This is a genomic window from Priestia sp. 3CA3, assembly GCF_056836725.1.
Genome location: NZ_JBXENJ010000001.1, coordinates 42,592 through 68,371 on the forward strand (window position 1 = coordinate 42,592; position 25,780 = coordinate 68,371).

Annotated in this window: 26 protein-coding genes and 1 other annotated feature; of the genes, 18 read left to right on the forward strand and 8 right to left on the reverse strand. The window is 39.1% G+C overall.

Annotation, left to right across the window (positions count from 1 at the left end; genetic code table 11):
- The first annotated feature begins 42 nt into the window (after positions 1 to 42).
- Together AC1VNJ_RS00225 and AC1VNJ_RS00230 are read left to right on the forward strand one after the other, a co-directional pair.
- Positions 43 to 819: an alpha/beta fold hydrolase gene (locus AC1VNJ_RS00225; protein ID WP_013059532.1), complete on the forward strand. Its 777-nt coding sequence runs from the start codon at positions 43 to 45 to the stop codon at positions 817 to 819.
- Positions 820 to 850: 31 nt separating this feature from the next.
- A complete protein-coding gene (locus tag AC1VNJ_RS00230; RefSeq protein WP_028411844.1) occupies positions 851 to 1,909 on the forward strand; it encodes a tetraprenyl-beta-curcumene synthase family protein in 1,059 nt (352 codons plus the stop codon).
- A 12-nt stretch (positions 1,910 to 1,921) separates the two neighbouring features.
- On the opposite strand, the gene mnmM is transcribed toward AC1VNJ_RS00230, so the two are convergent.
- Together mnmM and mnmL are read right to left on the reverse strand one after the other, a co-directional pair.
- Positions 1,922 to 2,491, reverse strand: a complete 570-nt coding sequence (gene mnmM / locus AC1VNJ_RS00235) for a tRNA 5-(aminomethyl)-2-thiouridylate-methyltransferase MnmM (RefSeq protein WP_028411843.1) — start codon at positions 2,489 to 2,491, stop codon at positions 1,922 to 1,924.
- On the reverse strand, positions 2,488 to 3,450 hold the full coding sequence (gene mnmL / locus AC1VNJ_RS00240; RefSeq protein ID WP_028411842.1) for a tRNA modification radical SAM protein MnmL/YtqA: 963 nt from the start codon (positions 3,448 to 3,450) through the stop codon (positions 2,488 to 2,490). Before mnmL ends, mnmM begins: the two co-directional genes overlap by 4 nt.
- A 169-nt stretch (positions 3,451 to 3,619) precedes the next feature.
- Here mnmL and AC1VNJ_RS00245 point away from each other — a divergent pair, with 169 nt between their 5' ends.
- The 7 genes from AC1VNJ_RS00245 (at position 3,620) to AC1VNJ_RS00275 (ending at position 10,931) form a co-directional block, all read left to right on the forward strand.
- The gene (locus tag AC1VNJ_RS00245; RefSeq protein ID WP_013059528.1) at positions 3,620 to 3,883 is read left to right on the forward strand and encodes a YtzC family protein; all 264 of its coding nucleotides are present in this window, start codon (positions 3,620 to 3,622) and stop codon (positions 3,881 to 3,883) included.
- A 12-nt stretch (positions 3,884 to 3,895) separates the two neighbouring features.
- The gene (locus AC1VNJ_RS00250; RefSeq protein ID WP_013059527.1) at positions 3,896 to 4,051 is read left to right on the forward strand and encodes a hypothetical protein; all 156 of its coding nucleotides are present in this window, start codon (positions 3,896 to 3,898) and stop codon (positions 4,049 to 4,051) included.
- 158 nt (positions 4,052 to 4,209) lie between these two features.
- Positions 4,210 to 5,397 (forward strand): MDR family MFS transporter, encoded by a 1,188-nt coding sequence (locus tag AC1VNJ_RS00255; protein WP_028411841.1) that lies wholly within the window; start codon positions 4,210 to 4,212, stop codon positions 5,395 to 5,397.
- A 157-nt stretch (positions 5,398 to 5,554) separates the two neighbouring features.
- Positions 5,555 to 6,877: a GntP family permease gene (locus tag AC1VNJ_RS00260; protein ID WP_028411840.1), complete on the forward strand. Its 1,323-nt coding sequence runs from the start codon at positions 5,555 to 5,557 to the stop codon at positions 6,875 to 6,877.
- A 411-nt stretch (positions 6,878 to 7,288) separates the two neighbouring features.
- Positions 7,289 to 7,507 (forward strand) — a binding site (T-box leader).
- Positions 7,508 to 7,571: 64 nt separating this feature from the next.
- Entirely contained in the window at positions 7,572 to 9,986 is a 2,415-nt protein-coding gene (leuS, locus tag AC1VNJ_RS00265; protein WP_028411839.1) for a leucine--tRNA ligase, read from the forward strand.
- Between the two features lie 239 nt (positions 9,987 to 10,225).
- Entirely contained in the window at positions 10,226 to 10,537 is a 312-nt protein-coding gene (locus tag AC1VNJ_RS00270) for a rhodanese-like domain-containing protein (protein WP_028411838.1), read from the forward strand.
- A gap of 214 nt (positions 10,538 to 10,751) precedes the next feature.
- Complete coding sequence (locus AC1VNJ_RS00275) at positions 10,752 to 10,931, forward strand: sporulation protein Cse60 (protein ID WP_013059521.1); 180 nt, start codon at positions 10,752 to 10,754, stop codon at positions 10,929 to 10,931.
- Positions 10,932 to 10,935: 4 nt separating this feature from the next.
- Here the strand turns inward: AC1VNJ_RS00275 and AC1VNJ_RS00280 are convergent, their stop codons facing one another.
- The gene (locus AC1VNJ_RS00280) at positions 10,936 to 12,207 is read right to left on the reverse strand and encodes a BaiN/RdsA family NAD(P)/FAD-dependent oxidoreductase (protein ID WP_028411837.1); all 1,272 of its coding nucleotides are present in this window, start codon (positions 12,205 to 12,207) and stop codon (positions 10,936 to 10,938) included.
- A gap of 210 nt (positions 12,208 to 12,417) precedes the next feature.
- Here AC1VNJ_RS00280 and AC1VNJ_RS00285 point away from each other — a divergent pair, with 210 nt between their 5' ends.
- Together AC1VNJ_RS00285 and AC1VNJ_RS00290 are read left to right on the forward strand one after the other, a co-directional pair.
- On the forward strand, positions 12,418 to 14,061 hold the full coding sequence (locus tag AC1VNJ_RS00285) for a putative polysaccharide biosynthesis protein (protein WP_028411836.1): 1,644 nt from the start codon (positions 12,418 to 12,420) through the stop codon (positions 14,059 to 14,061).
- Positions 14,062 to 14,111: 50 nt separating this feature from the next.
- Positions 14,112 to 14,828, forward strand: coding sequence for a pseudouridine synthase (locus tag AC1VNJ_RS00290; protein WP_028411835.1), 717 nt, complete (start codon positions 14,112 to 14,114; stop codon positions 14,826 to 14,828).
- A 222-nt stretch (positions 14,829 to 15,050) separates the two neighbouring features.
- Here AC1VNJ_RS00290 and AC1VNJ_RS00295 read toward each other — a convergent pair whose 3' ends face one another.
- Positions 15,051 to 15,272, reverse strand: coding sequence for a DeoR family transcriptional regulator (locus AC1VNJ_RS00295; protein ID WP_013059517.1), 222 nt, complete (start codon positions 15,270 to 15,272; stop codon positions 15,051 to 15,053).
- A gap of 408 nt (positions 15,273 to 15,680) precedes the next feature.
- On the opposite strand from AC1VNJ_RS00295, the gene pepV reads away from it, so the two are divergent.
- Entirely contained in the window at positions 15,681 to 17,084 is a 1,404-nt protein-coding gene (pepV, locus tag AC1VNJ_RS00300) for a dipeptidase PepV (RefSeq protein WP_028411834.1), read from the forward strand.
- Here pepV and AC1VNJ_RS00305 read toward each other — a convergent pair.
- Positions 17,077 to 17,292: a hypothetical protein gene (locus AC1VNJ_RS00305; protein ID WP_047749728.1), complete on the reverse strand. Its 216-nt coding sequence runs from the start codon at positions 17,290 to 17,292 to the stop codon at positions 17,077 to 17,079. The two genes, pepV and AC1VNJ_RS00305, sit on opposite strands and share 8 nt — an antisense overlap.
- A 126-nt stretch (positions 17,293 to 17,418) precedes the next feature.
- A complete protein-coding gene (cysK, locus tag AC1VNJ_RS00310; protein ID WP_033579594.1) occupies positions 17,419 to 18,351 on the reverse strand; it encodes a cysteine synthase A in 933 nt (310 codons plus the stop codon).
- A 189-nt stretch (positions 18,352 to 18,540) separates the two neighbouring features.
- Here cysK and thpR point away from each other — a divergent pair, with 189 nt between their 5' ends.
- The 4 genes from thpR to AC1VNJ_RS00330 all read left to right on the forward strand — a co-directional run bounded on the left by thpR (position 18,541) and on the right by AC1VNJ_RS00330 (position 23,377).
- The gene (gene thpR / locus AC1VNJ_RS00315; protein WP_028411832.1) at positions 18,541 to 19,095 is read left to right on the forward strand and encodes an RNA 2',3'-cyclic phosphodiesterase; all 555 of its coding nucleotides are present in this window, start codon (positions 18,541 to 18,543) and stop codon (positions 19,093 to 19,095) included.
- A gap of 135 nt (positions 19,096 to 19,230) precedes the next feature.
- On the forward strand, positions 19,231 to 20,157 hold the full coding sequence (locus AC1VNJ_RS00320; RefSeq protein ID WP_482640225.1) for a hypothetical protein: 927 nt from the start codon (positions 19,231 to 19,233) through the stop codon (positions 20,155 to 20,157).
- Positions 20,158 to 20,249: 92 nt separating this feature from the next.
- Entirely contained in the window at positions 20,250 to 22,391 is a 2,142-nt protein-coding gene (gene pulA / locus AC1VNJ_RS00325; RefSeq protein ID WP_367030750.1) for a type I pullulanase, read from the forward strand.
- A 191-nt stretch (positions 22,392 to 22,582) separates the two neighbouring features.
- On the forward strand, positions 22,583 to 23,377 hold the full coding sequence (locus AC1VNJ_RS00330; RefSeq protein WP_482640226.1) for a phosphotransferase family protein: 795 nt from the start codon (positions 22,583 to 22,585) through the stop codon (positions 23,375 to 23,377).
- Between the two features lie 6 nt (positions 23,378 to 23,383).
- On the opposite strand, the gene AC1VNJ_RS00335 is transcribed toward AC1VNJ_RS00330, so the two are convergent.
- On the reverse strand, positions 23,384 to 23,662 hold the full coding sequence (locus AC1VNJ_RS00335) for a YtzH-like family protein (protein WP_028411828.1): 279 nt from the start codon (positions 23,660 to 23,662) through the stop codon (positions 23,384 to 23,386).
- A 127-nt stretch (positions 23,663 to 23,789) separates the two neighbouring features.
- Here AC1VNJ_RS00335 and trmB point away from each other — a divergent pair, with 127 nt between their 5' ends.
- On the forward strand, positions 23,790 to 24,440 hold the full coding sequence (gene trmB / locus AC1VNJ_RS00340; protein WP_482640227.1) for a tRNA (guanosine(46)-N7)-methyltransferase TrmB: 651 nt from the start codon (positions 23,790 to 23,792) through the stop codon (positions 24,438 to 24,440).
- 75 nt (positions 24,441 to 24,515) lie between these two features.
- Positions 24,516 to 25,373 carry a YtnP family quorum-quenching lactonase gene (locus AC1VNJ_RS00345; RefSeq protein WP_482640228.1) on the forward strand — a complete coding sequence of 286 codons (858 nt, stop codon included), beginning with the start codon at positions 24,516 to 24,518 and terminating at the stop codon, positions 25,371 to 25,373.
- Here the strand turns inward: AC1VNJ_RS00345 and AC1VNJ_RS00350 are convergent.
- On the reverse strand, positions 25,342 to 25,653 hold the full coding sequence (locus AC1VNJ_RS00350; protein WP_028411825.1) for a PepSY domain-containing protein: 312 nt from the start codon (positions 25,651 to 25,653) through the stop codon (positions 25,342 to 25,344). The two genes, AC1VNJ_RS00345 and AC1VNJ_RS00350, sit on opposite strands and share 32 nt — an antisense overlap.
- Positions 25,654 to 25,780 lie beyond the last annotated feature (127 nt).

Here is a 25,780-nt window from a genome sequence, read left to right on the forward strand (position 1 = left end):
TTTAAAGCAGGTAAACAAAAAAAGGAAGAAGGAGTAACTCAAATGCATAAATGGGAAGCAGTAAATCCAAAAGGCGTTATTGTCATGGTCCATGGAGCAGCGGAGCATCACGGGCGCTATCGCTGGCTGATTGAGATGTGGCGTTCGGTTGGAATGCACGTAATCATGGGAGACCTTCCTGGCCAAGGCTTAACAACGAGAAGAAGAGGACATATCCTATCCTTTGATGAATATGTATATGAAGTGGAAGAATGGGTACGTGAAGCGCAAAAATATGATTTGCCTATTTTCCTGTTAGGACATAGTATGGGAGGACTGGCGGTTATTCGTACGCTGCAGACAAAAAATCTTCCTATATGGGGTGCGATTCTTTCCTCACCTTGTCTAGGATTAAAAGAGCAAGTACCAGCTTACTTAGATATGTTATCTAAAGGATTAAATAAAGTCATGCCGAACAAACTTTTTGATTTGGGTCTTACTGTTGAAAAAGCAACAAGAAATCAAGAAGTTCGAGATGAAGATGAAAACGACTCACTGTACGTTACAAAAGTTTCTGTAAGATGGTACCGAGAATTGATTCAAGCTGTTAACTTAGCTTTTAAAGATATCGATCGTTTGCCGGATGTTCCGCTTCTTGTGATGCAGGCCGGAGAAGATAAAATTATTGAAAAGCTGATTGTTAGACAGTGGTTTGATGAAATAGAGCTAAGTGAAAAAATCTACAAAGAATGGTCTCAGCTGTATCACGAAATCTTTAATGAGCCTGAAAGAGAATACGTTTTTACATACGCGAAAAGCTTTGTTGATCTTCACATTTAATGAGTGCTGTCAGAAATTGAGGTGAAAATAAATGAAGATTCCGTCTCGTCCTATTTCATTAATGAGAAAAATTTATCGAGAAGTGTTTCCCGTCGTTCATCATGAGCTTAACCATTGGCGGGAACGGGCAAAAGAGATTCCTAATAAAGAATTACGCACTCAAGCATTGGCAAGTATCGATACAAAAACTTTTCATTGTGAAGGAGGCGGTATCCTATCGATTTTAGCGAAAGAAAACATGATTGAATGCGTAAAATTTATCGTTGCCTACCAAACAATCAGCGATTACTTAGATAACTTATGTGACCGCAGCAATTCGCTCGATCCTAAAGATTTTGCAGCCTTACACGAATCGATGCCAGATGCGTTGACTCCTCATGCACCTCTTGGGGATTACTATCGTTTTCGAACGGATAAAGACGATGGAGGATATTTAGCGGAACTTGTCCAGACTTGTCAGCAGTCCTTGCGAAAAGCCTGTAATTACCATATCGTCTCTTCACATTTATTAGAACTAGCTACTTATTATTGTGATTTGCAAATACATAAGCATGTTGAAATCAAGGAAAGAGTTCCACGATTAGAGAATTGGTTTGATGCTCACCGGCACAGTGTTCCTGAAATGGAGTGGTATGAATTTTCAGCGTGCTCTGGTTCAACGTTAGGCATTTTTTGTTTGGCCGCTTACAGTTTTCAAGAAGAGATGACCAAAGAAATGACGGAGAAAATAAAAGCGGGATATTTTCCTTATATTCAAGGTTTACATATTTTACTCGATTATTTAATTGACCAAGAAGAAGATAAAGCAGGAGGAGATTTGAACTTTTGTTTTTATTATCCTCACTATCAGCAAATGATGGACCGCTTTTTGCATTTTGTTGTAAAAGCGGACGAATATGCTAAAAAACTACCGGATTATCACTTTCACTGCTTTATCTATAAGGGACTCCTGGGCGTTTATTTGTCCGATCAAAAAGTGAGGGCACAAAAACATGTTCATGTGAATGCACGTCGATTAATCAAAGCGGGGGGAGCACTCAGCTACTTTTTCTATATCAACGGACGCTTGTACCGAATGTTAAAAAGATAAGCCATATGCGGCTTATCTTTTTTCAATAGCAATGATGAACGGAGGATTGTTTTGCTGATTCATGAAGCGGTATTGTAAAACATGGACATCTTTTTGATCTAGATTTTGGACGTACGTTAGTAAATCGTCTCTTTCTTGTTTCCCTTGTTCGTGTCCGTGATAAATAACGAGCACAATCACTCCTTCAGGTGCTAGCAAATCAAGTAACTGCTCAATTGCAGAAATTGTTGTTTCAGAAGTGGTGACGATGTCTTTATCTCCACCTGGTAAATAACCTAAATTAAAGACAGCGCCCGTCACTCGTCCATTAATAGAAGTAGGAAGCATGCTTATATTGCTATGGCTTTCTTGGATAAGCGTGACTCGTTTTTCTACATGATGTTCTGTCAATCGCTGCTGAGTTGCTTGAATGGCTTGGGGCTGAATGTCAAATCCATATACATGACCTGTATCTCCGACTAAGTTGGCTAAGAACAATGTATCATGTCCATTTCCTGCTGTAGCATCAATCGCGACATCTCCTTCGGCCACAGCATTAGTGAGCAACGTGCGGGCAAAAGGCAGGATACGTTCTATTTTCATCTTTCCATCAACTCTGTTTCGTAATATTTTCCTTGATAGCTTTGGCGACGTTCGAGCTCTTGATCAATGGCATTTAATACGCTCCACTTATTTACGCTCCACATCGGTCCGATCATGAGGTCTATCGGTCCATCACCGGTAATACGATGAACAATCATCTCAGAAGGGATTACTTCGAGCTGATCGCATACAAGCTTTACATATTCTTCAAATGAAAGAAATTCAACAAGGCCCTTTTCATACTGTTTGACCATAGGAGTTCCTTTTAGTAAATGAAGCAGATGAATCTTAATTCCTTGAACGTCTAATTTTGCTACTTCCCGTACCGTTTCCATCATCATCTCAGGTGTTTCTAAAGGCAAACCATTAATGATGTGAGAACAAACGCGAATACCGTGTTTTCGAAGCTTTGCTACACCATCTACATAGCATTGATGATCGTGTGCCCGGTTGATAAGCAGTGAAGTTCGTTCATGAACAGTTTGCAGTCCAAGTTCTACCCATAGATAAGTTCGTTCATTTAATTCAGCCAAGTACTCCACCACATCGTCGGGGAGACAGTCAGGGCGCGTGGCGATAGAAAGCCCAACAACTCCGGGAAGCTTTAAGACCGCTTCATATTTTTCACGAAGCTCCTCAACAGGAGCGTGAGTGTTAGTGAATGCTTGAAAGTAAGCAACGTATTTTCCGTCTTTCCATTTATGATGCATTTTTTCACGGATTTCGTTAAATTGTGTCACAAGATCATCCGCTCTGTTTCCAGCGAAATCTCCGGAACCGGCAGCGCTGCAAAACGTACAGCCGCCGTGAGCTACCGTGCCGTCTCTGTTTGGACAATCAAATCCTCCATCTAAGGCTACTTTAAATACCTTATGGCCAAAGTGGTTACGTAAGTGGTAATTCCAGGTATGATAACGTTTGTTTTCAGATTTATACGGAAATGGGTTTGTCTGATTCAAATCAGCAACCTCCTTTTTACATGCAATATACATCAACAAATTGTATCAAAAACGTGAAAAAGTGCCAAACAAATTTAAGGATGCTTATATTTAACAGGTTCTTCTTGTCGTAAAGGGGAGTAAAGTTGCGCAAAATAAGACAGAAATGAACGAATAGGAGGAATAGACAATGACAACTCGTCAAGCAGTGGATCAACTTATGCAGCAGTGTGAAGATGCTATTCGCTTTGGACAAGGTCAGTTACAGGAAGGCATGAAACAAGAACATTACAATGACACTGAATATACAAAAGCACAGGAAAAATTAGAAAATGCTTATAAAGAAATTGAAGAGTTTTCTCACAGTGCAAATGCACAGCAAAGAGAGCAGCTATATCGCATGCGCCTGCAAGTTCAGCAGCTGCAAAATAAATTGATTACAACTCAGCATTAAGGAGAGGATTTTATGGCAACTCGTTCAAATCAAAATAACCCGGAACAAAAAACAAAAAACGGGATCAACAGCAATGATATTGAGCTAGGAAAAGATTTTGATCCTGTAAAAGAATTAAAAGCACGGAACAGCAAGCGTGCCCAGCCGGTTCGTTCGAAGCAAAAATAAGCGGTAAAAAGGTGATTTTGCATGATATTGTCATGTGAAATCACCTTTTTAAATAGTCAGCGAATTTCAAATAAATTGTCTATATGTAAAAGCATTGCGAACCCTTTAAGAAAAGACTAGAATGTACGTTGGCATTCGAATAGATAGGGGGGAGATCAATGCCCAAGTCACTTTGGTTTTTGATTATTGGTATGCTTGTAAACGTAACGGGAGCTTCGTTTTTATGGCCTCTCAATACAATTTATATAAATGAACATTTAGGAAAGTCGTTATCCGTTGCAGGAGTGGTTCTTATGCTGAACTCTGCTGCAAGCGTAGTGGGTAATTTACTAGGGGGAACGCTTTTTGACAAAATTGGAGGATATAAATCCATTTTATCAGGAATTATTATTACCCTTGTTGCATTAGTGGGACTGGTGTTTTTCCATGGTTGGCCTACATACGTTGTTCTCTTGGTTATTGTAGGGTTTGGATCTGGTATTGTGTTTCCATCTATGTATGCAATGGCGGGCTCAGTCTGGCCACAAGGCGGAAGAAAAGCATTTAATGCGATGTACGTTGCTCAAAATGCAGGAGTGGCTATTGGCGCAGCGGTAGGGGGCGTTGTAGCATCCTATTCATTTACGTATATTTTCTTAGCTAATACAATTTTATACGTTATTTTTCTTCTTATTGCTATTTTTTCATACCGTCATATTTCGGTTACAGTTGGGCAAACGAATGTCCTTAATGAAGCCGGTAGTATTCAGCACAAAACGAAACTGACGGCCCTTCTTATTTTATGTACAGGATACGTATTATGCTGGGTCGCGTATGTTCAGTGGCAAACAACGATTGCTACGCATACGCGTGAGTTGAATATACCTCTTTCTAGCTACAGTTTGCTTTGGACGATTAACGGCATTTTAATTGTAGTCGGTCAGCCTTTGATTGTGCCTATCATTCAAAAAGTAGCAAAGACATTAAAAGTACAGGTTCTAATTGGAACGGTTATTTTTGTGGCTTCTTTCATCATCGTGGTGAATGCCACAACATTTTCGCAGTTCTTAACAGCAATGATTGTGTTAACAGTTGGAGAAATGTTTGTTTGGCCAGCAATTCCAGCTGTCGCAAGTCAGTTAGCTCCATCAGGAAAAGAAGGATTTTATCAAGGCGTAGTCAACAGTATGGCTACTGCAGGTAAAATGATTGGCCCTCTCTTTGGAGGCGTTATTTTCGATGCGTTTAATATGTCTACCCTGTGCTATTTATTAATTGCACTATTGTTATTTAGCATGTGTACAACATGGATATACGATTATAAATTAAAAGAAAAACGTCAGCGTTCACTAACCATCTCTAAATAAATAGAGGTGGTTTTATTTTTGACTGTTCAATAAACGTAGGAATGTCTTCAGTATTCCTTTAATAATATAGTAAGGGTCGTGACAAGCAAAGAAAGGAGTATATACCTGTAAAAATGTAAGCGTTTTCTAATTATATGACTTCTTGGGGGGCTAGAATATGCTTAGTATGATTGGATTAATTGGAGGATTATTGCTGCTCATTGTATTAACGATGAGAGGCATGAATTTATTTATAGCAGGTCCGCTTAGTGCTTTAGTTGTTGCGTTAACAAGCGGAATGCCTTTATTTCCACAGCTGGTGAAAGAAGGAGAAGCAAATTTTGTTGGGAATTATATGTCTGGTTTCACAGGATTTATTGCTTCTTGGTATTTAATGTTTCTATTGGGCGCCGTTTTTGGAAAAGTGATGGAAGACAGCGGGGCCGCTGATAGTGTTTCTCGCTGGATTGTCAGTAAACTAGGAATGAAAAGAGCAGTGTTGGCGATTGTACTTGCCTGTGCGGTCTTAACATATGGAGGAGTCAGTCTGTTTGTAGTAGCATTCTCTGTCTATCCAATGGCTTTAAGCTTATTCAAACAAGCTGATTTGCCGAGGCGGTTTATCCCTGCTGCTTTAGCATTCGGTTCCGTTACGTTTACGATGACCTCGGCTGGATCGCCTGAAATCCAAAACTGGATTCCAATTGAATATTTAAAGACTAGTCCGTATGCAGGATGGGAAGTTAGTTTAGTTGTAGCGGTAGTGATGGCTGTATTCGGCTACTGGTGGTTAAAGCGCTTGATTTCAAAAGCAGTTAAAAATGGAGAGCGTTTTATATCACGCGAGAAAGATCCAGCAGTAACGGAAAATCAGTCTCTTCCTAATCCGTTATTAAGTTTGCTTCCGCTTGTGGTCGTGCTCATTATTTCTTTTGCACTTCATAAGCCGCTTCAGCAATCTGCGTTGATTGTCGCACTTTTAAGCGGTATCATTGTCACATACATTGTGAACCGAAAACACTTTAAAGGATTTTGGAATGCAGCATCAGAAGGGACGCTTGGAGCGTTAATTGCAATTGGGAATACAGCTGCTGTCGTAGGTTTTGGAGGGGTTGCTAAGGCTGTTCCCGCGTTTGGAGTGGCTGTAGATGCCATGACGCATATTCCAGGCAGTCCGTTGATAGGGGGAGCTATTGCGGTGAGTGTTATCGCGGGGATGACAGGTTCGGCTTCAGGAGGTCAGGCAATTGCTTTGCCAATTTTAGCCCCTCACTATCTAGATGCTGGTGTAAATCCAGAAGCTCTCCACCGTGTAGTAGCTATATCTTCTGGCGTATTAGATTCCTTGCCTCATAATGGTTATGTCGTCACCACAATTAATTCTATTTGTGGAGAAACTCATAAAGATGCGTATGGATCAGTTGCAGCGATGACGGTAATTGTTCCGCTTGTTGGTCTCGTACTTGCGATTATCCTGTTTTCTTTTGGATTTGGTATTTAATAATAGCTGTTAAAGAAAGTAGAGGCGGGGACAAAAGTATTTTAGCTGAAGGAAGATCCGAACGATAAATCGTTCGGATCTTTTCATTATTATGGTGAACTCGGCTTTTATGTGTTTAGTTGCTTTAAGCTGTTGATTGGAGCGCAAGATGAAGCCTTGCACGGAAATGAACAGTTTTGTAGCAAGGAGTCCAGATATCCTATTTATTCAGCTTTAGATAGGATTAACTTAGTTATGTCTAAATCTCTTTGTTTGGCGTTGTATGTATGTTTTTGGGAGAAGTTGTTCATATATAAGAATGAAAGAGGGGATTTAGCAACAAAGCAGTGAGGCAGTGTAGAAACTTTTACAAAATCCGTTGAACAACTTGCAGTTTGCGAACATATTATTTACAATACAAGGTAGTATGATGTAAAAACTATGATAAGGAATAGTAGTGAACGAAGCGAGCTAAGAGAGCTGACGGGTGGTGCGAGTCAGCAAACGGGCGTTCATGAACTCACCTTGGAGTTGTAAATGTGAAGTAAAGTAACATTTACCGTCTATCCGCGTTAAGGAAAATGAGTGAGTACATAATTGTGCTAATTTGGGTGGTACCGCGGGAAGTTTATTCAACCTCTCGTCCCTTTGTTTGAGGGATGAGGGGTTTTTTAGTTTAATTAAATACAGCTGGAGCGTACAAGGAGGATTATGTATGGCTTTTAATCATGAAAAGATCGAACAAAAATGGCAAAAAGTTTGGGAAGAAAATAAAACATTTAGAACAACAGAAGATGAAGGAAAGCGTAAGTTTTACGCATTAGATATGTTCCCTTATCCATCTGGGGCGGGTTTACACGTTGGGCATCCAGAAGGTTATACAGCAACGGACATTTTATCTCGTATGAAGCGTATGCAAGGATACAATGTACTTCATCCAATGGGATGGGATGCATTCGGACTACCTGCTGAGCAGTATGCATTAGATACAGGAAACGATCCGGCTGAGTTCACTGAACTTAACATTAATAATTTCCGTCGTCAAATCAAATCGTTAGGTTTCTCTTACGATTGGGAGCGTGAAATTAATACAACTGATCCTAACTACTACAAATGGACGCAGTGGATTTTCTTACAGTTATATAAAAAAGGCTTAGCTTATGTGGATGAAGTAGCTGTTAACTGGTGTCCTGCGTTGGGAACAGTACTTGCAAACGAAGAAGTTATAGATGGCAAAAGTGAGCGCGGTGGGCATCCGGTTGAGCGTCGTCCAATGAAGCAGTGGATGCTTAAAATCACAGCTTATGCAGATCGTTTACTAGAAGATTTAGATGATCTTGATTGGCCAGAAAGTATTAAAGAAATGCAGCGAAACTGGATTGGCCGCTCTGAAGGAGCTCACGTTCACTTCACAATTGATGGATATGACGAAACATTTACTGTGTTCACAACGCGTCCTGATACGCTGTTTGGGGCAACGTATGCCGTTTTAGCACCTGAACATCCGTTTGTGGATAAAATTACGACAGCCGAACAAAAAGAAGCGGTAGAAGCGTATTTAGATCAAATTAAAAGCAAAAGCGATTTAGAGCGTACAGACTTAGCTAAAGACAAAACGGGCGTATTCACAGGTGCTTATGCAATTAACCCTGTAAACGGTGAGAGAATGCCAATTTGGATTGCTGACTATGTTCTAATGAGCTATGGTACAGGTGCAATTATGGCTGTTCCTGCTCATGATGAGCGTGATTATGAGTTTGCTGTTAAATTTGAACTGCCGATTAAAGAAGTAGTAGCGGGTGGAGACGTTTCAAAAGAAGCTTATACAGGCGACGGCGAGCACGTTAATTCAGACTTCTTAAATGGTCTAGATAAAGAAGAAGCAATTTCAAATATGATTCAGTGGCTTCAAGCAAATGAAAAAGGTGAAAAACAAGTAACATACCGTCTGCGTGACTGGTTATTCAGCCGTCAGCGCTACTGGGGTGAACCGATTCCTGTTATTCACTGGGAAGATGGCACAACAACTGCAGTTCCTGAAGATCAGCTTCCGCTTGTTTTACCAAAAACAACTGAAATCAAGCCGTCAGGTACAGGTGAATCTCCATTAGCAAACATTGATGACTGGGTGAACGTTGTAGATCCGGAAACGGGCAAAAAAGGGCGCCGCGAAACAAATACAATGCCTCAATGGGCAGGCAGCTGCTGGTACTACTTACGCTACATTGATCCAACGAACAGCGAAGCATTAGCAGATGCAGACAAATTAAAAGAATGGTTGCCGGTTGATATTTATATCGGTGGAGCTGAACACGCTGTTCTTCATCTATTGTATGCTCGTTTCTGGCATAAATTTTTATATGATATCGGCGTAGTTCCAACAAAAGAGCCGTTCCAAAAACTGTTTAACCAAGGTATGATTCTTGGAGAAAACAATGAAAAAATGAGTAAGTCAAAAGGTAACGTTGTAAACCCAGACGAAATCGTAGAAAGCCACGGTGCAGATACGCTTCGCCTTTACGAAATGTTTATGGGACCGTTAGATGCATCCATTGCTTGGTCAACAAAAGGGCTTGATGGTGCACGCCGTTTCTTAGATCGTGTATGGCGTTTACTTATCGAGGATAATGGTGAATTAAGCAGCAAGGTTCAAGAAAGCAATGATACTACACTTGAACGCGTATATCACCAAACGGTGAAAAAAGTAACGGAAGATTACGAAGGTCTTCGTTTTAATACAGGTATCTCTCAACTTATGGTATTCATCAACGACGCATACAAAGTTGATGTGCTGCCAAAGCAATACGTAGAAGGATTTGTGAAGCTATTAGCACCAATTTGTCCTCATACAACTGAGGAATTATGGAGCAAACTAGGCCACGAAGATACGATTTCATATGAAGCTTGGCCTGCGTTTGATGAAGCGAAACTTGTAGATGATGAAGTGGAAATTGTCGTTCAAATTAACGGTAAAGTACGTGCAAAATTAAACGTACCTGCTGAGGCATCTCGTGAAGAGCTTCAAGATATTGCAATGGCTAATGAAGATGTTCAAGAGTTCATTGAAGGTAAGACAGTACGCAAAGTGATTGCTGTGCCTGGTAAATTAGTAAACATCGTAGCTAATTAAGTATTGATGTAGAACAGCCCCCCTGACTAAAGAGCAGTCAGGGGGGCTGTTCTAGACCTAAGGGTCTGATGTCCCCCTTTCGGGGTTGACATCAGGCCCTTAGTTAAACCTTTAACTACGATTGGAAAAGCTTAGGTAGGCTGCTGCTTAAGCTTTTCTTATTTAGTGGCATAAAGGTATTTGAATTTGCTACAATAGCGATAGCAAGCTGAATGAAAGAATAGAGAGGAATGACGAAGATGGAAGAAGTAAAAGTGATTACGCCTGAAGAGCTTCAAAAACGCGTTGAAAATGGAGAAGAGCTTCATTTAGTTGATGTTCGCGAAGATGAGGAAGTAGCAGAAGGAATGATTCCAACTGCTAAACACATTCGTATGAATGATATTCCAACTAATGTGGATTATTTCGATAAAGAAAAAGAATATATTTTCATTTGCCGTTCTGGACGCCGCAGTGAAAACGTATGTTACTACCTTCAAGAACAAGGTTATAAAGTAACAAATATGGTTGGCGGTATGTTAGAGTGGGAAGGAAAAACGGTTAATAAATAAGAAAAAGCGCCTTTGACAGGCGCTTTTTTCTTTTGGAATGAAACTTCTACCATTCGACTAAAATGATAGTAGCAAAACAAATGATGACTAAATCTATAAAAGTCTTCATAAAAATAGAGGTAGGAAGAAGTTGAAAATCAGTACGAAAGCCATCATTGAGAGAAGCAGTCCATTCTGATTGAAACAAATTTGATAGGACAAGGTGGTAGAAGCTATGATACAGGTGAAAATGTTTGATAAAGAGCATGAAAAAGATTTAGAGTTTGCGGTGAACCGATTTTTACGCAAATTAGAAGATGAAGACGTCGTGGATATTAAGTACCAAGTCACAGTGGATGTTGATCGTGATGAGCAGGTGTACTGTTTTTCAGCCATGGTTATGTATAAAGCCTAGCATATTATGCTAGGCTTGTTGCAAATTCTCCTGCATTACTGCCAGCCAAACGGCCTGTTACAAGGGCAGAAGTAATATTGTATCCTCCAGTATATCCGTGGATATCAAGAATTTCCCCGCAGAAGTAAAGGCCTTGCATAAATTTAGAAGACATTTCTTTTGGGTGAATTTCTTTAACGGATACTCCGCCTCCTGTGACGAATGCTTTCTCTAAAGAAAGTGTGCCGTTTACAGCAAATTCAAATCGTTTGCACATTCTCGAGAATTCTCTCAGTTTTTCATGCTGAAGCTGTCCCGCTAGCGCTTGGCTATCAATGTCTGCTTGCTCGAGTAAAAATAATAGATAGCGTTCAGATACAAAACCTTTTAAAACATTTTTAATCGCTTTTTTCGGCTCTTCTTTTGTTGTTTTGACTAATTGTTGAAAAATCTCTTCTTCGTTTTGGCTAGGAAATAAATCAAGAGACATTTGAACAGTGTTGCTTTTTTGTTTCTTTAACTCTTTAACAACATATTGGCTGCAGCGAAGAGCGGCAGGGCCAGAGATGCCAAAATGAGTGAAAATCATATCCATCTGATGAGTGATGACAGGTTTGCCTTTTTTATTAAGTACGCTTAGTCCTACGTTGCGAAGCGATAGACCTTGAAGCGTTTTTGTTTTAATAAAGTGTTCGCTAGATGTAATAGGAACTTCTGTTGGGTAAAGTTCAGTAATTTTATGACCTGCATCTTTTGCCCATTGATAACCGTCTCCTGTCGAACCCGTATGAGGCACTGATTTTCCGCCTACTGCAATCACAACGCTTTTCGTTTGGATTGCTTCTCCGTCTTGAAGCACAACTTCTTTCACGGTGTTGTTTTCATAGTTTACGCGTTTAACGGCTGTGTTTGTGCGAATTGTTACACGAAGACGGTGAAGTTCACTAATTAATGCATCAACAACAGATTGTGCTTTATTGCTAACCGGAAACATACGCCCGTGATCTTCTTCTTTTAATTTAATTCCAAGGCCTTCAAAATAGGAGATGATATCTTCGTTATTAAAAACAGAAAACGCACTGTATAAAAAGCGTCCGTTTCCTGGAATGTGTTTAATAAGTTCATCAATCGGAAGGCGGTTTGTTACATTACAGCGGCCCCCTCCAGAAATGGCAAGCTTTCGTCCAAGTTTATTGCCTTTATCAATTAATAATACGTTTGCACCTGACTCACCAGCTGCAATCGATGCCATCAAACCAGAAGGTCCTCCTCCGATTACGACTACATCATATATCATACTTTCACCAACCTGTCTATTCTTAAAAAATTTTAGTTTGTTCACTGACAAATCTCTCAACATTGGATAAAATGGGCTATAGTCTTTGTTTTTTAGCTTGTTGACGAGTGTGAGTGAGTATAAGACCTTTCTTAGTGTATACTCTCACTTGCTTCTTTTCAATTCTATCATTATTATCAGTATGTAACATTAAGTATCGGAGGCAAACGTATGTCTGATTCAAAATTGTTAAGAGGGACCTTTGTGCTAACGCTTGGCACTTATGTATCCCGAATTCTGGGAATGATTTATTTATTTCCATTTGCGATCCTTGTTGGAACCGTAGGGGGAGCACTGTTTGGTTATGGATATAACCAATATGCTATTTATTTAAGTATTGCTACAGCCGGTATGCCAATGGCCGTATCGAAATTTGTATCAAAATATAATGCACTCGGTGATTATTATACGAGTAGAAGAATGTATCGGGCCGGCATGAAATTAATGCTTGTCACAGGAATACTTGCATTTTTACTTTTATATTCGTTAGCGCCTGTTATGTCTAGAATTACACTTGGAGGTTCTGATTTAAATAACTCCTTAGAAGATGTAGTAATGGTTATGCGAATGGTTAGTGTTGCGTTAATTGTAGTACCGATGATGAGTTTAATGCGAGGATTTTTCCAAGGTCACCAGTCTATGGGACCCACAGCTGTTTCACAAGTAGTTGAACAACTTGTGCGGGTTGTCTTTTTATTAGCATCCACTTATATCGTCATCAAAGTTGTACATGGGAGTCTTGCGCTAGCCGTTGGATTTGCTACAATGGGTGCTTTTGTAGGAGCTCTTGCTGGACTTGCCGTATTAATTTGGTACTGGAAAAAACGAAAGCCTCATCTCGATAAAATGGTGAACGAGCAGACGGTAACGCCTACGCGTATTTCTACCGTATCCATTTTTAAAGAGCTGCTTACGTATTCATTGCCCTATGTATTTGTCAGCTTAGCTATTCCGCTTTATCAGTATGTGGATCAATTCACATTTAACCGTGCGATGGTAGCGGCTGGACAAAAAGAAATAGCGGAGTCCATGAACGGAATTGTTCAGTCTTATGTTCCAAAGCTTGTGATGATTCCTGTTTCATTAGCTACTGCATTCGGTTTGACTCTTGTACCAACGATTACACGTTCATTTGTGAATAAAGATTATAATGTATTGCAAAAGCAAATTGATCAAACATATCAAACGATTATGTTTCTTGTGCTGCCAGCATCTGTAGGGTTAATGGCTTTAGCTGGTCCAGCATATACGTTTTTCTTTGGAACAGATGCATCGGATGCGGGTGGAAATGTCTTGCTTTATTATGCACCCGTAGCTTTATTGTTCTCGTTTTTCACGGTTAATGGAGCTATTTTACAAGGGATCAACAAACAAAAATATGCTGTTTTAAGTCTATTATTTGGATTGATTGTGAAAATTGTCGTGAACGTGCCATTTATTCTTATGTTCCACGAGATCGGTTCAGTTTTAGCGACAGCACTAGGCTATATCGTATCTCTTGTTTATATGTTTGCGCTTATTCAAAAACACGCAAAATATAACTACAGTGAGTTTATAAAACGCTCTGTGCTCATTCTCATTTTTGTTGCGATTATGGGAATCAGCGTAAAAATTGTTTCAGTAGTAATTGGTCTGTTTACAACCCCAGGACGATTCTCTGCCACGGTTATTACGATTATAGGAGCAGCAGTAGGCGGCCTTATTTACTTTATTATTACCTATCGTTCAAGCCTGCTTGAAAAAGTAATGGGAGCGAGGGTAACAGGTGCAATTGAACGAAAGATACTGCGCCGAAATAAACAGCGCAGTGCATAAGAAGATGACTCGTTAGAGTCATCTTCTTTTCAAAAAAAGGAGGATATTACATGCGTTTGGATAAATTGCTTTCTACCATTGGGTACGGAAGCCGAAAAGAAGTTAAAGGTCTTTTAAAGACTGGAGCTGTTAAGGTAGACGGTACAGCGGTTAAAGATGCTAAGGTACATGTTAATCCAGATGAACAAGAAATAACTGTGCATGGCGAAGCCGTTTCTTACCGAGAATTTGTTTACTTTATGCTGCATAAGCCGCAAGGTGTCATATCAGCGACGGAAGATTCTCTTCATGAAACAGTTTTGGACTTATTGGAAATTGACGATGCTGTGTATGACCCATTTCCGGTAGGGCGTTTAGACAAAGATACAGAAGGGCTCTTGCTGCTGACAAATGATGGTCAGCTTGCACATCAGCTGCTATCTCCTAAAAAGCACGTTCCTAAAACGTATTTTGCAAAAATTAATGCGCCGGTGACTGAAGAAGATGCTGAAGCATTTAGACAGGGTGTCACTCTTGATGATGGATACGTAACAAAATCAGCAGAGTTAAAGGTACTAACAAGCGGTGTGGAATCAGAAATTGAATTAACGATCGTTGAAGGGAAATTTCATCAAGTGAAGCGTATGTTTGAAGCAAGAGGAAAAAAAGTAACGTATTTAAAACGTTTATCTATGGGAGCTTTGCTATTAGACGAGTCGTTAGATTTAGGAGAGTACAGGGAGTTAACGGAAGAAGAACTAGCTTTATTACAAAAATCAAATGCCTAAGAAGAGGCGAAAGAAAAAGGAACCTAAGTCTAAAATGGTTCCTTTTTTTGTCCACTTTATTCGACAAGTGAAACATTTCACGTTAAAGCACTTAAACGAGTACCAACTCTGCTTGACGTGCAAATGGAGCGGGGGACTATGCACTCGTCCAAGTCTTGACTTTCTACTGCGTAGAATTTTATCTCTATATATAAATCACTTACTACCCTTGAAATAAACTTACTAGGATGACATCTTGACCTTCTTTTGCGTAGTCGTCCATGTACCGCGACTTGGGCTGCGAACTAAATCATTATATGCTAACACATTCAAGTCACGCTGAATGGTTCTTGGTGTAATACCAAATTCGTCTACGAGCTCTTGCGTTGTAACTGTTCCATTTTTACAAATGAACATATAGACCGATTTGATACGAGTTAGCATTCGATTAGTTGAAGGTTTCAAAAAACCACTTCCTTATTCGTTTTTCGTAAGGCACAACTTCTTTATAACTCTGAGATGTCAAGCACTATTTCAGTCCTTATCCTTATTGTACACAAAATCGACAGAAAAATAAAAGAGAAAACGCAAATTAACACAATATTTACAAAAAATGATATAAATATGTAATCCTTTCGTAACATCTCCTTCCTCTATTTGCACATTTTTTATAGTATATGTAAACAATAAACAAATAGAATCCGTTTTTATCGATTGTGCCTACAAATTATTTCCCGGAATTTTGACTCTGTAAACCTTTGATATGAAAGGAAAGAGACAATTATTTCTTTCTATATAAAGGTATGATAAAGTTAAATTTACCAATAGTAATGATAGATACAATCTGTAAAAGCAGGCAAAGGAGGCACACAGATGACAGCAATTAATTGGAAAGAGGAAGTGCAAAAAAGAGAAGCTGAAATTCTAGCTGAGACGCAGCGTTTTTTGCAAATTAAAAGTGTTTTGACAAGCACAGAAAAAAAAGAAGAGCCATTTGGACCTGGAGTTGCTCAAGCGCTTCACTTTCTTTTAAACAAAGGAAAAAATGACGGGTTTTCCGTCAAGAACGTAGACGGATATGCAGGTCATATTGAAGCGGGAGAAGGAAAAGACCTTCTTGGCATTTTGTGTCACGTAGACGTCGTTCCTGAAGGAGACGGGTGGTCGGTTGATCCATACGGCGGTGAAATAAAAGACGGGAAAATTTTTGCTAGAGGAGCAATCGACGATAAGGGCCCGACGATGGCTGCTTATTATGCGATGAAAATTGTGAAAGATTTAGGGCTTCCTCTATCTAAGCGGGTTCGAATGATTATTGGAACGGATGAAGAAAGTGACTGGAGATGTGTGGACCACTACTTCAATCATGAAGAGATGCCAACGATGGGATTTGCGCCGGATGCGGATTTTCCTATCATTTATGCTGAAAAAGGCATTACAGATGTAGAAATTCGCCAGCAGCCCATTGAAGGAACAAAGGGAAGCGTCCAGCTTACATCATTTGTCTCTGGGCGACGCTACAATATGGTTCCTGATCTTGCAACAGCTGTTCTTGAATTCCATAGTGAAACCGATATTAAAAATAAATATGATCAATTTTTAAAAGATAAGTCTTTAAAAGGTTCAATAACCGAAAAGAGCGGTGCGTATACACTTACTCTAGAAGGAGTTTCAGCACATGGAAGCGTGCCTGATAAAGGGAAAAATGCTGGGCTTACACTTCTTCGCTTTTTACACACATTAGAACTTGATGAACAAGCTAATCAGTTTGTAGGTTATGCAAATGCGTATTTAGTCCAAGATGCACTAGGAGAAAAAATGGGCTTAAATCGCAAAGATGAGGTCACGGGTGATTTAACGATAAATGTGGGAATCATGTCTTACAATCAAGAAGAAGCGGGGCACTTTGGCTTAAATATTCGCTATCCTGTATCAGCTCATATTGACGATATTATTGATACGATTAAAGAAAAAAGTGAATCTTATCAAATGACTATCAAACATTTTACAGATTCTAAACCACATCACGTCGATCAAAAACATGAGCTTATTCAAACGCTTCAAAAGGTTTACCAAGAACAAACAAATGAAGAACCTACGCTTATTTCAATTGGAGGAGGAACATATGCCAGAGCATTAGAAGCGGGTGTGGCATTTGGACCTCTTTTCCCAGGCCGTGAAGAAGTAGCGCACGAAAAAGACGAGTACATGGTAATTGAAGATTTGCTTCGTGCAACAGCTATTTATGCACAGGCTATTTACGAATTGGCTAAATAAAAAGAGGTTGAGACATAACGAAACGAATCCAATTTAAAGGTGAATAACTAGGATACATGAGCTGGACTGTTTGTGACACCGCAGTTGATTTCCATGCAAGGCTTCGCTTTCCGCGGGCGGCCGCTGAGTCTCCTCGTCGCCTGGGCTCCTGCGGGGTCTCACCTGTTCTGCTTTTCCCGCAGGAGTCTTCGCCTTGCCCTCCAATCAACTGCTAGAAGTAACGAAACCGATGAACCTACATTCACCATCACAAAAAAACGAACCATGAATCAAACATGTTGATTCATGGTTCGTTTTTCATTTGGGCTAAAATCCTTTTGTTCCAGCCTCTTTATTATTCATATGAGAATAGGTCGCTTGATAAATAACGTTCACCTGTATCGCAAGCAATACATACGACCACTTGATCAGGAGATAATTTTTTGGCTACCTCGATAGCAGCATAGCACGCAGCGCCAGATGAAGGACCGACTAAAATCCCTTCTTCAGAAGCTAGGCGTCGCGTAATATCGTAGGCTTGTTCATCTTTAATTTTTAAAATTTCGTCGTAAACCTCTATGTTAAGCGTATCAGGAATAAATCCAGGGCTTGTTCCTACAAGCTTGTGCTTTCCAGGTCTTCCTCCAGATAATACAGGAGACCCAGCTGGTTCCACAACATGAACGGTCATATTTGGGTAGTTTTCTCTTAGGACTTCACCTGTGCCCGTGATCGTTCCGCCTGTTCCAGCAGTAGCAACAAAAGCAGATAGGTCTTTTCCTAAATCGTTCATTGCCTCAATAATTTCCTTAGCAGTCGTTTTTCGATGTGCGTCAGGGTTTGCATTATTTTCAAACTGCATGGGCATAAATGCATTTGGAATTTCTTTTGTAAGCTCTTCTGCCTTACGGATTGCGCCAGGCATTTTTTCATCGCCAGGTGTTAGAACAACTTCAGCACCATATGCTTTTAACAAGTTAATTCGTTCTTGAGTCATCGTATCGGGCATGACTAAAATAGAACGATACCCTCTTGCTGCTGCATTCATAGCTAAGCCAATACCTGTATTTCCGCTCGTTGGTTCAATAATGGTGGAATTTTCATTGAGCAAGCCTGCTTTTTCAGCTTCCACGATCATATTAAAAGCAGCACGGTCTTTTACACTACGGCTCGGATTAAAAAATTCTAGTTTTAAGTAAACGGATGCTCCATCTGCTGGTTGAAGACGATTCAATTTAACAAGAGGTGTCTCGCCAATCAAATCAGCCATATTGTTAACAACTTTCATTTTTCTCATCCTTTTCTTATAAAAATTCTCTGTATTATTTCTATGATAACACAATTTCTTATTTTTTAAGCACATGACAAATTTTCAGAAAAACCTCTCTATTTGATCCAGAAAACCTTTAAAATAAATCTAGCTCTTTTTGAACATGACAAATTGGGGAAAGATAATGAAAAGAAAAGGAGGGATTTGATGAAAAGTGATCAACACTATTTTATTGGAATCAACGTGCCAGTCTCCATTGCATATCAGGCAGAAAATTGGGCAAAAGAATTAACACCTTTTCCTTTTAAACAATGGACATACCCTGACGATTATCATATAACACTACAATTCTTAGGATTTGTAGATAACAAAAAGGAAAAGCTGATTAACCGCTTAAAAGAAGTAGCCTCCCGTCATTCAAGTTTTTCACTGCAGACCGTTCAGTACGATGTGTTCGGTGCGTATAACAAGCCTAGAGTGCTTTATGTAAGCCTTAAGCCAAATGATAAGCTTGTGAATCTACAAAGGGATATACAAGCTGTATGGGGAGACCTAAGCGGCTTATACGAAAAACGTCCTTATCGTCCTCATATTACGATTGCAAAGAAGTGGGGAGGGGAAGCCGGGCTTTCGGAAGAGCAGTTAAAGCAAACGTCGGTTGAAGAACAGTTTCAAGTAAGTTCATTTGCCCTTTTTGAAGTTCACCCTGCTAGCAAACCTAAATATAAAAAAATACTATCTTTTTCATTGCAGTCACAGTAGCATATGAACATACAAGCATGGAGAGAGGTTATTTAAAGATCACTCTTATTAAAGGAAAGAAAACGCCGATGATAATAGAGAAACAATCGGTGAACCAAGTGTTAGAGGAATTTTAATTAGGGGATTGATGTAAACGTGGCGCAGCTAATTAAGGTGCAAGATTATATTTCCCGTTATGAAAAAGACGTTTATCACTACACGTCTCAGTTTAATCATTTAAAAAAACATAATTGGAAGAAAGCAAAGCAATTGTTTGAACAAGGGCTATTACATGGCCCTCCTGTAAAAGAAGAAACAAAAGCTCAACGTTCATTTTTGCAAAAAGCAAAAGAGCGGTTTACAAGGAAAAAAGAAACGCTTGAAGTGGAAGAAGCGTTCTCTAGCGATAGCATGGAAAATCAAGAGCTATTGAGGTTTACAACTCTTCCACAAACAGCGGAAGATTTGAAAATATTGTTTTTAGAAAATGTATTTGATCTTCAAATGAAATGGGCTACATCCACTTTATTTGAGTTCTCGCAAGCAGATCGTAAATATTACCATGATGAAGCTCTCCGTTATTTTATTCAGCGCTTTCCTGATACGTATCTCGTGATGTACAAGCCAGTTTTCCTGATTAATAAAGCTCCGGTAGAAGGGGATATCATTATTGTTACTCCAACGGAAACCCTCTGTATTTGTTTAATAGAAACATATAAAAGTGCTGTTTTTCAGTATTCAAAAGAAAATTTTTGGACAGAGTTAAGAGGAAGAGATCAAAAAAAGATATTAAATCCGTTAATTGGGTTAAATCGAATGGAGCAAATTGTCCGAAGTATCTATCGTACTCACGATATTGAACATAGCGTAAAGAAAATATTACTAAGCAGAAATGGATACATTGACTACGCTGCGGAGCCTTATCAGGTTGAATTTGTAGATGCTAGAAAGTATGAAGAATGGTTTTATGAACTTAGGAAATCTAAAGCGCCTTTAAAGTTTAAACAGATGAAAGCAGCTCAGGTACTGCTCGAACACAGCCAGAGTATTTATTTTGACCGGGAATTCGAAGCAGGTGAATAATCCGAACATTCATGCTATGAAAGTGCTTTCGTTTTTGCGTTTGCTACATATAATGCTACTAAAGAGGTAATTGGCATAAGGAGGAGAAAAGGATGACTGGTGATAATAAGTTTCAGGCTTATTTAGATCAAATAGATCGTATTACTGTTTTAGTTCCAACTTCTTATCATGAAGGTCAAATTGATTTTTTTGTGATTAAAGGTGCACAAATGCATGAGACCATCTCTATTGAAAACGTACATGAATTAGAAGGTTTTATCAAATATGAAGGTAAGGTTGAAGAGAGCATAGAAATTGGACATTCGTACGTTATCTGTGATAACCACGGGGAGAAAGTTCCGTTGCAGGTAGGGGCTGTTATACGAACAAAAGAGTTTGATGAAAGATTTTATTATAATCAAAATGATTTGGGTGCAGCCTTTTATTCAGATCATATTATGATAAAAGTCTGGGCCCCGACTGCATCAGCAGTGGTTTTAAAATTAATACATGCAAATAGCGGAGAAGAAGAACTGTACGTTATGACTCGTCAAAGAAAAGGCGTATGGGAAAAGGAACTTCCCTTAGATAAAGAAGGGTATTATTATCGATTTTTAATAGATGTAAACGGTCGGACAAATGAAGCGGTGGACCCTTATGCCGTTGCAGCTACAGCAAATAGTGAATACGGAGTTCTGATAAATCTTCATACAGCCTATGTTCATCCCCATGAAAAGCCGCCTTTCCTTCAGCCAACGGATGCCGTTATTTACGAAATGCATGTTCGAGACTTTTCTATTCATCCTTCAAGCGGGATAGAAAAAAAAGGTACGTACCTAGCTGTTACTGAATCAAGCGGTCAGCCAGGCAAACCAACAGGCCTCCATTATTTAAAAGAGCTAGGAGTGACCCATCTTGAATTTCTTCCTATTAACGACTTTGGCGGAGTAGATGAATTAAATCCTCATGCTTCTTATAATTGGGGGTATAATCCATTGTTGTTTAATGTGCCGGAAGGAAGCTACTCTGCTGACCCTTCAAATCCCACCACTCGTATTGTTGAAGTGAAGCAATTAATATCAACGCTTCATCAACAGGGATTCCGTGTTATTATAGATGTAGTTTATAATCACGTATTTGTACGAGAAGAATCACCTTTTGAAAAAATTGTTCCGGGCTATTATTTTCGACATGATGAGTTTGGGATGCCTTCGAACGGGACGGGAGTAGGAAATGATTTTGCTTCTGAACGGAAAATGGCGCAAAAGTTTATTATCGATTCAGTATTATTTTGGATAAAAGAGTACGATGTTGATGGTTTTCGTTTTGACCTCATGGGGATTTTAGATATAGAAACGATGAAAATCATTCGGGAAAAAATAAATGAAATTGATTCTACTATTTTGGTGTTTGGCGAAGGCTGGGATTTAAATACGCCTCTTCCCCACACTCAAAAAGCAATGATGGCGAATGCCCGCCAAACACCTCAAATCGGCTATTTTAATGACCGCTTTCGAGATTCTGTAAAAGGAAGCACGTTCGATGTGTATGAAAAAGGTTTTATCAGCGGGAATATTCATCAAAAAGAAGCAGTGCAATCTGTGATAGCGGGTAGCATTCTGGATAAAGAAGACAGTCCCGCTTTATTTATAAATCCAGCACAGTCAATTAATTATGTTGAATCACATGATAATCATACGCTGTGGGATAAGTTAACGAATTCAAACGGAGAAGAAGACGAAGACACTCGTAGAAGTCGTCATCGCCTTGCTACTGCTATTGTGCTTCTTTCACAAGGCATACCGTTTCTTCATAGTGGTCAAGAGTTTTACCGCACTAAAAAAGGCGTAGAGAACAGCTATAATTCACCCGATGATATTAATGCACTCGATTGGAATCGAAGAAGGGAATTTTCTTCTGATGTGAATTGGGTTCAAGAGCTGATTCGTATTCGCAAACAGCACGATGCATTTCGCTTGGGGGATGCTTCAGCGATTAGGCAGCATGTCTCTTTTCTAAACACGCCGCAATCCGTTATTGGCTATTGCTTATCAAACGTATTGGCTTACGGTCCGTGGAAGAATATTATTGTGTTTTTTAATCAAGGCCTAATGGAAGAAAAAGTAGTTTTGCCAGAAGGACCATGGAAAATAGCACTTGATCATTGTAAAGTATATAAAAATGGGTATCCTACTATAGAGGATAATGCTATAAATGTTCCAAAGCTTAGCGTTCTTATTTTATTTCAAACGTAATTATTGTCTTCAACCACTTGACGAAAAAAGTGTGATGGAGATAATATTTATAAAGGATGGCTATTGATACATATCCTCAATAGCCGTCTTTTTTATTTACTAAGAAAATAACGTCATGATGTCTTAATAGATTGCTTTATTGAGTGAAATTTTTAAACGAAATGTGTGTGTTGAAATTGAAGGTGAATTGGTTGGAAGATATATTAGGAAGCGAATGGGAAATTACTCCTGCTGGCGGAGCGACAGGAGAAGCTTATTTTGCAAAATTTCAAGACCGAAAGCTTTTTTTAAAGCGTAATTCATCACCTTTTTTAGCAGTATTGTCAGCTGAAGGAATTGTACCGAAGCTCGTGTGGACAAGACGAATGGAAAATGGAGATGTGATCACAGCTCAGCACTGGCTAGATGGTCGAGAATTAAAACCAAAAGATATGGATTCGAGTCGAGTGACAGAATTGCTTAGTAAAATTCATCATTCAAACGAGTTATTAGATATGTTGAAAAGGTTAGGGAAAACACCGCTTCTTCCCGAAGACGTGCTAGCCGATATTCTAGAGAACGTGGACGAGCGACTTCAAAAAGAGAGTATTGTAGAGCAGGGAATCAGCTATTTACAAGCAGAGCTTCCGTCCATTCAGACAGATAAATATGTGGTATGTCACTGTGATGTGAACCACAATAACTGGATGCTTGGAGAGAATACGCAGCTATATTTAATCGATTGGGACGGAGCGATGATTGCAGATCCTGCTATTGATTTAGGTTTATTGCTTTATTGGTACATCAATCCATCTCAGTGGGAAGAATGGCTTGATCATTATGGGGTTGAACTAACTGAGAACTTGAAAAAGAGAATGAAGTGGTATGTGATAAGTCAAACCATTTTATTCATTGAATGGCATCGTTCGAAAAATGAACATTCTGAAATGAATTACTGGCTTGAATATCTTCGGATGTTGCTCGTCAACGACATTCAAGCACAGTAGCAAAGGTTATGACAAGGTAGATAGTTCTTGGACCCATTGTGATAAATTTTGTTGATTGGTTTGAATATGTTCGTCTAAATGAGCAGCACTTTTTGCATCTTGCGTGTATTTATAAACGTTTTGTAGTGTTGCTTGTACGTCTGTGCTAGCATATCCTTTTGCTAACATTGATTGAATTAAACGTTCAACCTGTTCACATTCCGCAACCGTTCCGCAGCAATCACTTTGATGATTAGATAAAATATCTTTTACTATATTCATTTGGTGTTCGGCATTTAAAGGCATTAAGCATCATCCTTTCTCGTATGATGCTCTTATTTTTTTCTATCTAAACACAATTATGCATGAAAATGTCGGTTGTTTCGAATAACCGACATTTTCAATGCGTCAAAATAAATTAAAGAGGTGCAACATGAGATTACGAAACAAACCTTGGGCAAAAGATAAAATTGCTGAAAATCCCCAATACGTGGTTCCAAATCCAGCGGAGTATAAAGGAAACTGGAAAGAAGTTTTTGGAAATGAACATCCTCTTCATATTGAAGTAGGAACAGGAAAAGGCCAATTTTTAGTAGGGATGGCTAAACAAAATCCGCATATCAACTATATTGGAATTGAAATGTATGAAAGTGTCATCTTAAGTGCTCTAGAACGATTGATTGAAGAAGAGCTTCCAAATTTAAAGTTGTTGAATGTAGATGCTAACCATCTTAGTGAGTTTTTTGCAAAAAATGATGTGGGTCGCGTTTATCTCAATTTCTCTGATCCATGGCCAAAAAAGAGACATGCCAAGCGCCGCTTAACATACAAAACGTTCTTAAGTATGTATGAAAATCTGCTGGTTGATGGTGGAGAAATTCACTTTAAAACAGATAATCAAGGGCTATTTGAGTATTCATTGACAAGCTTTTCAGAATATGGACTTCTTCTCAAGTACATTAGCTTAGATTTGCATAAAAGCGATTTTGAAGGCAATGTTATGACGGAATATGAAGAGAAATTTTCACAAAAAGGCAGCCGCATTTACCGCTGTGAAGTAAAATACCTGAATGAAAAAGACTGAGTTCCTCAGTCTTTTTTTGTTCAAAAAGAGAAGGGGATAGTGATAAAATAAAAAGGAATATAATGGAGGTGTAAAATGGAAACGCTAACAATAGGCGAATTAAAAGTTACATGGCTTCGTGGAGGGAATAATCATTTAGATGGAGGGGCAATGTTTGGTGTTGTTCCAAAAGAGCTTTGGACAAAAAAATATCCCATTTCAGACGGGAATCGAATTCCCATGAGGACTGATCCTTTGCTCGTTCAAACTGAAAAACACCTCATGTTAATTGATGCAGGTATAGGAAATGGGATGTTGGATGAGAAAAAAAAGCGTCATTTTGGCGTAACGGAAGAATCATTTATTGCTGAAGACTTACAAAAGTTAGGGTTCACGTGCGAAGATATTACTCATATCATTATGACGCATCTCCACTTTGATCATGTGTCAGGCTTAACAAAATGTATCAACGGAAACTTTTCCCCTGCTTTTCCAAATGCAAGAATTTTTGTTAGTGACATCGAGTGGAATGAAATGAGGAATCCTAATATACGTTCTAAAAATACGTATTGGAAACAAAATTGGGAATTTATTCAGCATCAAGTAATAACATTTAGCGACAAAGATGAAATTGTGCCTGGAGTAACGGTTCATCATACCGGCGGTCACAGCGATGGTCATGCTGTAGTTATATTAAAAGGAAACAATGACATCTTAGTGCACATGGGCGATCTTTTGCCAACACATGCACATCAAAATGTCTTATGGGTAATGGCATATGATGACTATCCAATGACTTCGATTGAACAAAAGCAGCAGTGGTTAGCTTATGCCTATGAGCATCAAGCTTGGCTAAGTTTTTATCATGATGCTTTTTATCGAGCTGTAAAATGGGATAACAAAGGAGAAATAGTTGACGAAATTAAACGGGTGTATTCAGCGTCAATTCAATAATAGCACCGCTTTTTTTATCAATGAAAAACTCGTAATGTTCCTGTTTTGCATCACGTGTTCTGATAATTCCACCTGTATAACCATAAAAAGAGAGACCATGCTTTTGAATGACCTTAGTCGTCGTTTCAATCCATGAGCCGTCGATTGCCCCATTTTGTTTAAAAGCGCTTTTAACAATCGTAAGGGCTTCCGATGAGGAAATTGACGACGTTCTTTTTTGAATAATATAAGCGCTTGCAAATCCGACTGCAGCTCCTGCTATTAGTTGAGTCCATTTCACGTTATTCACCTGCTTTTTAAGGATATGTTTTCATCATTATATCAAATTGTCGAATGCTTTGTTAAGTTGAGTCATAGAAGAGAAGGACGGAACTAGCAACTATTTCCGGTTTTCGATACAATAAAGA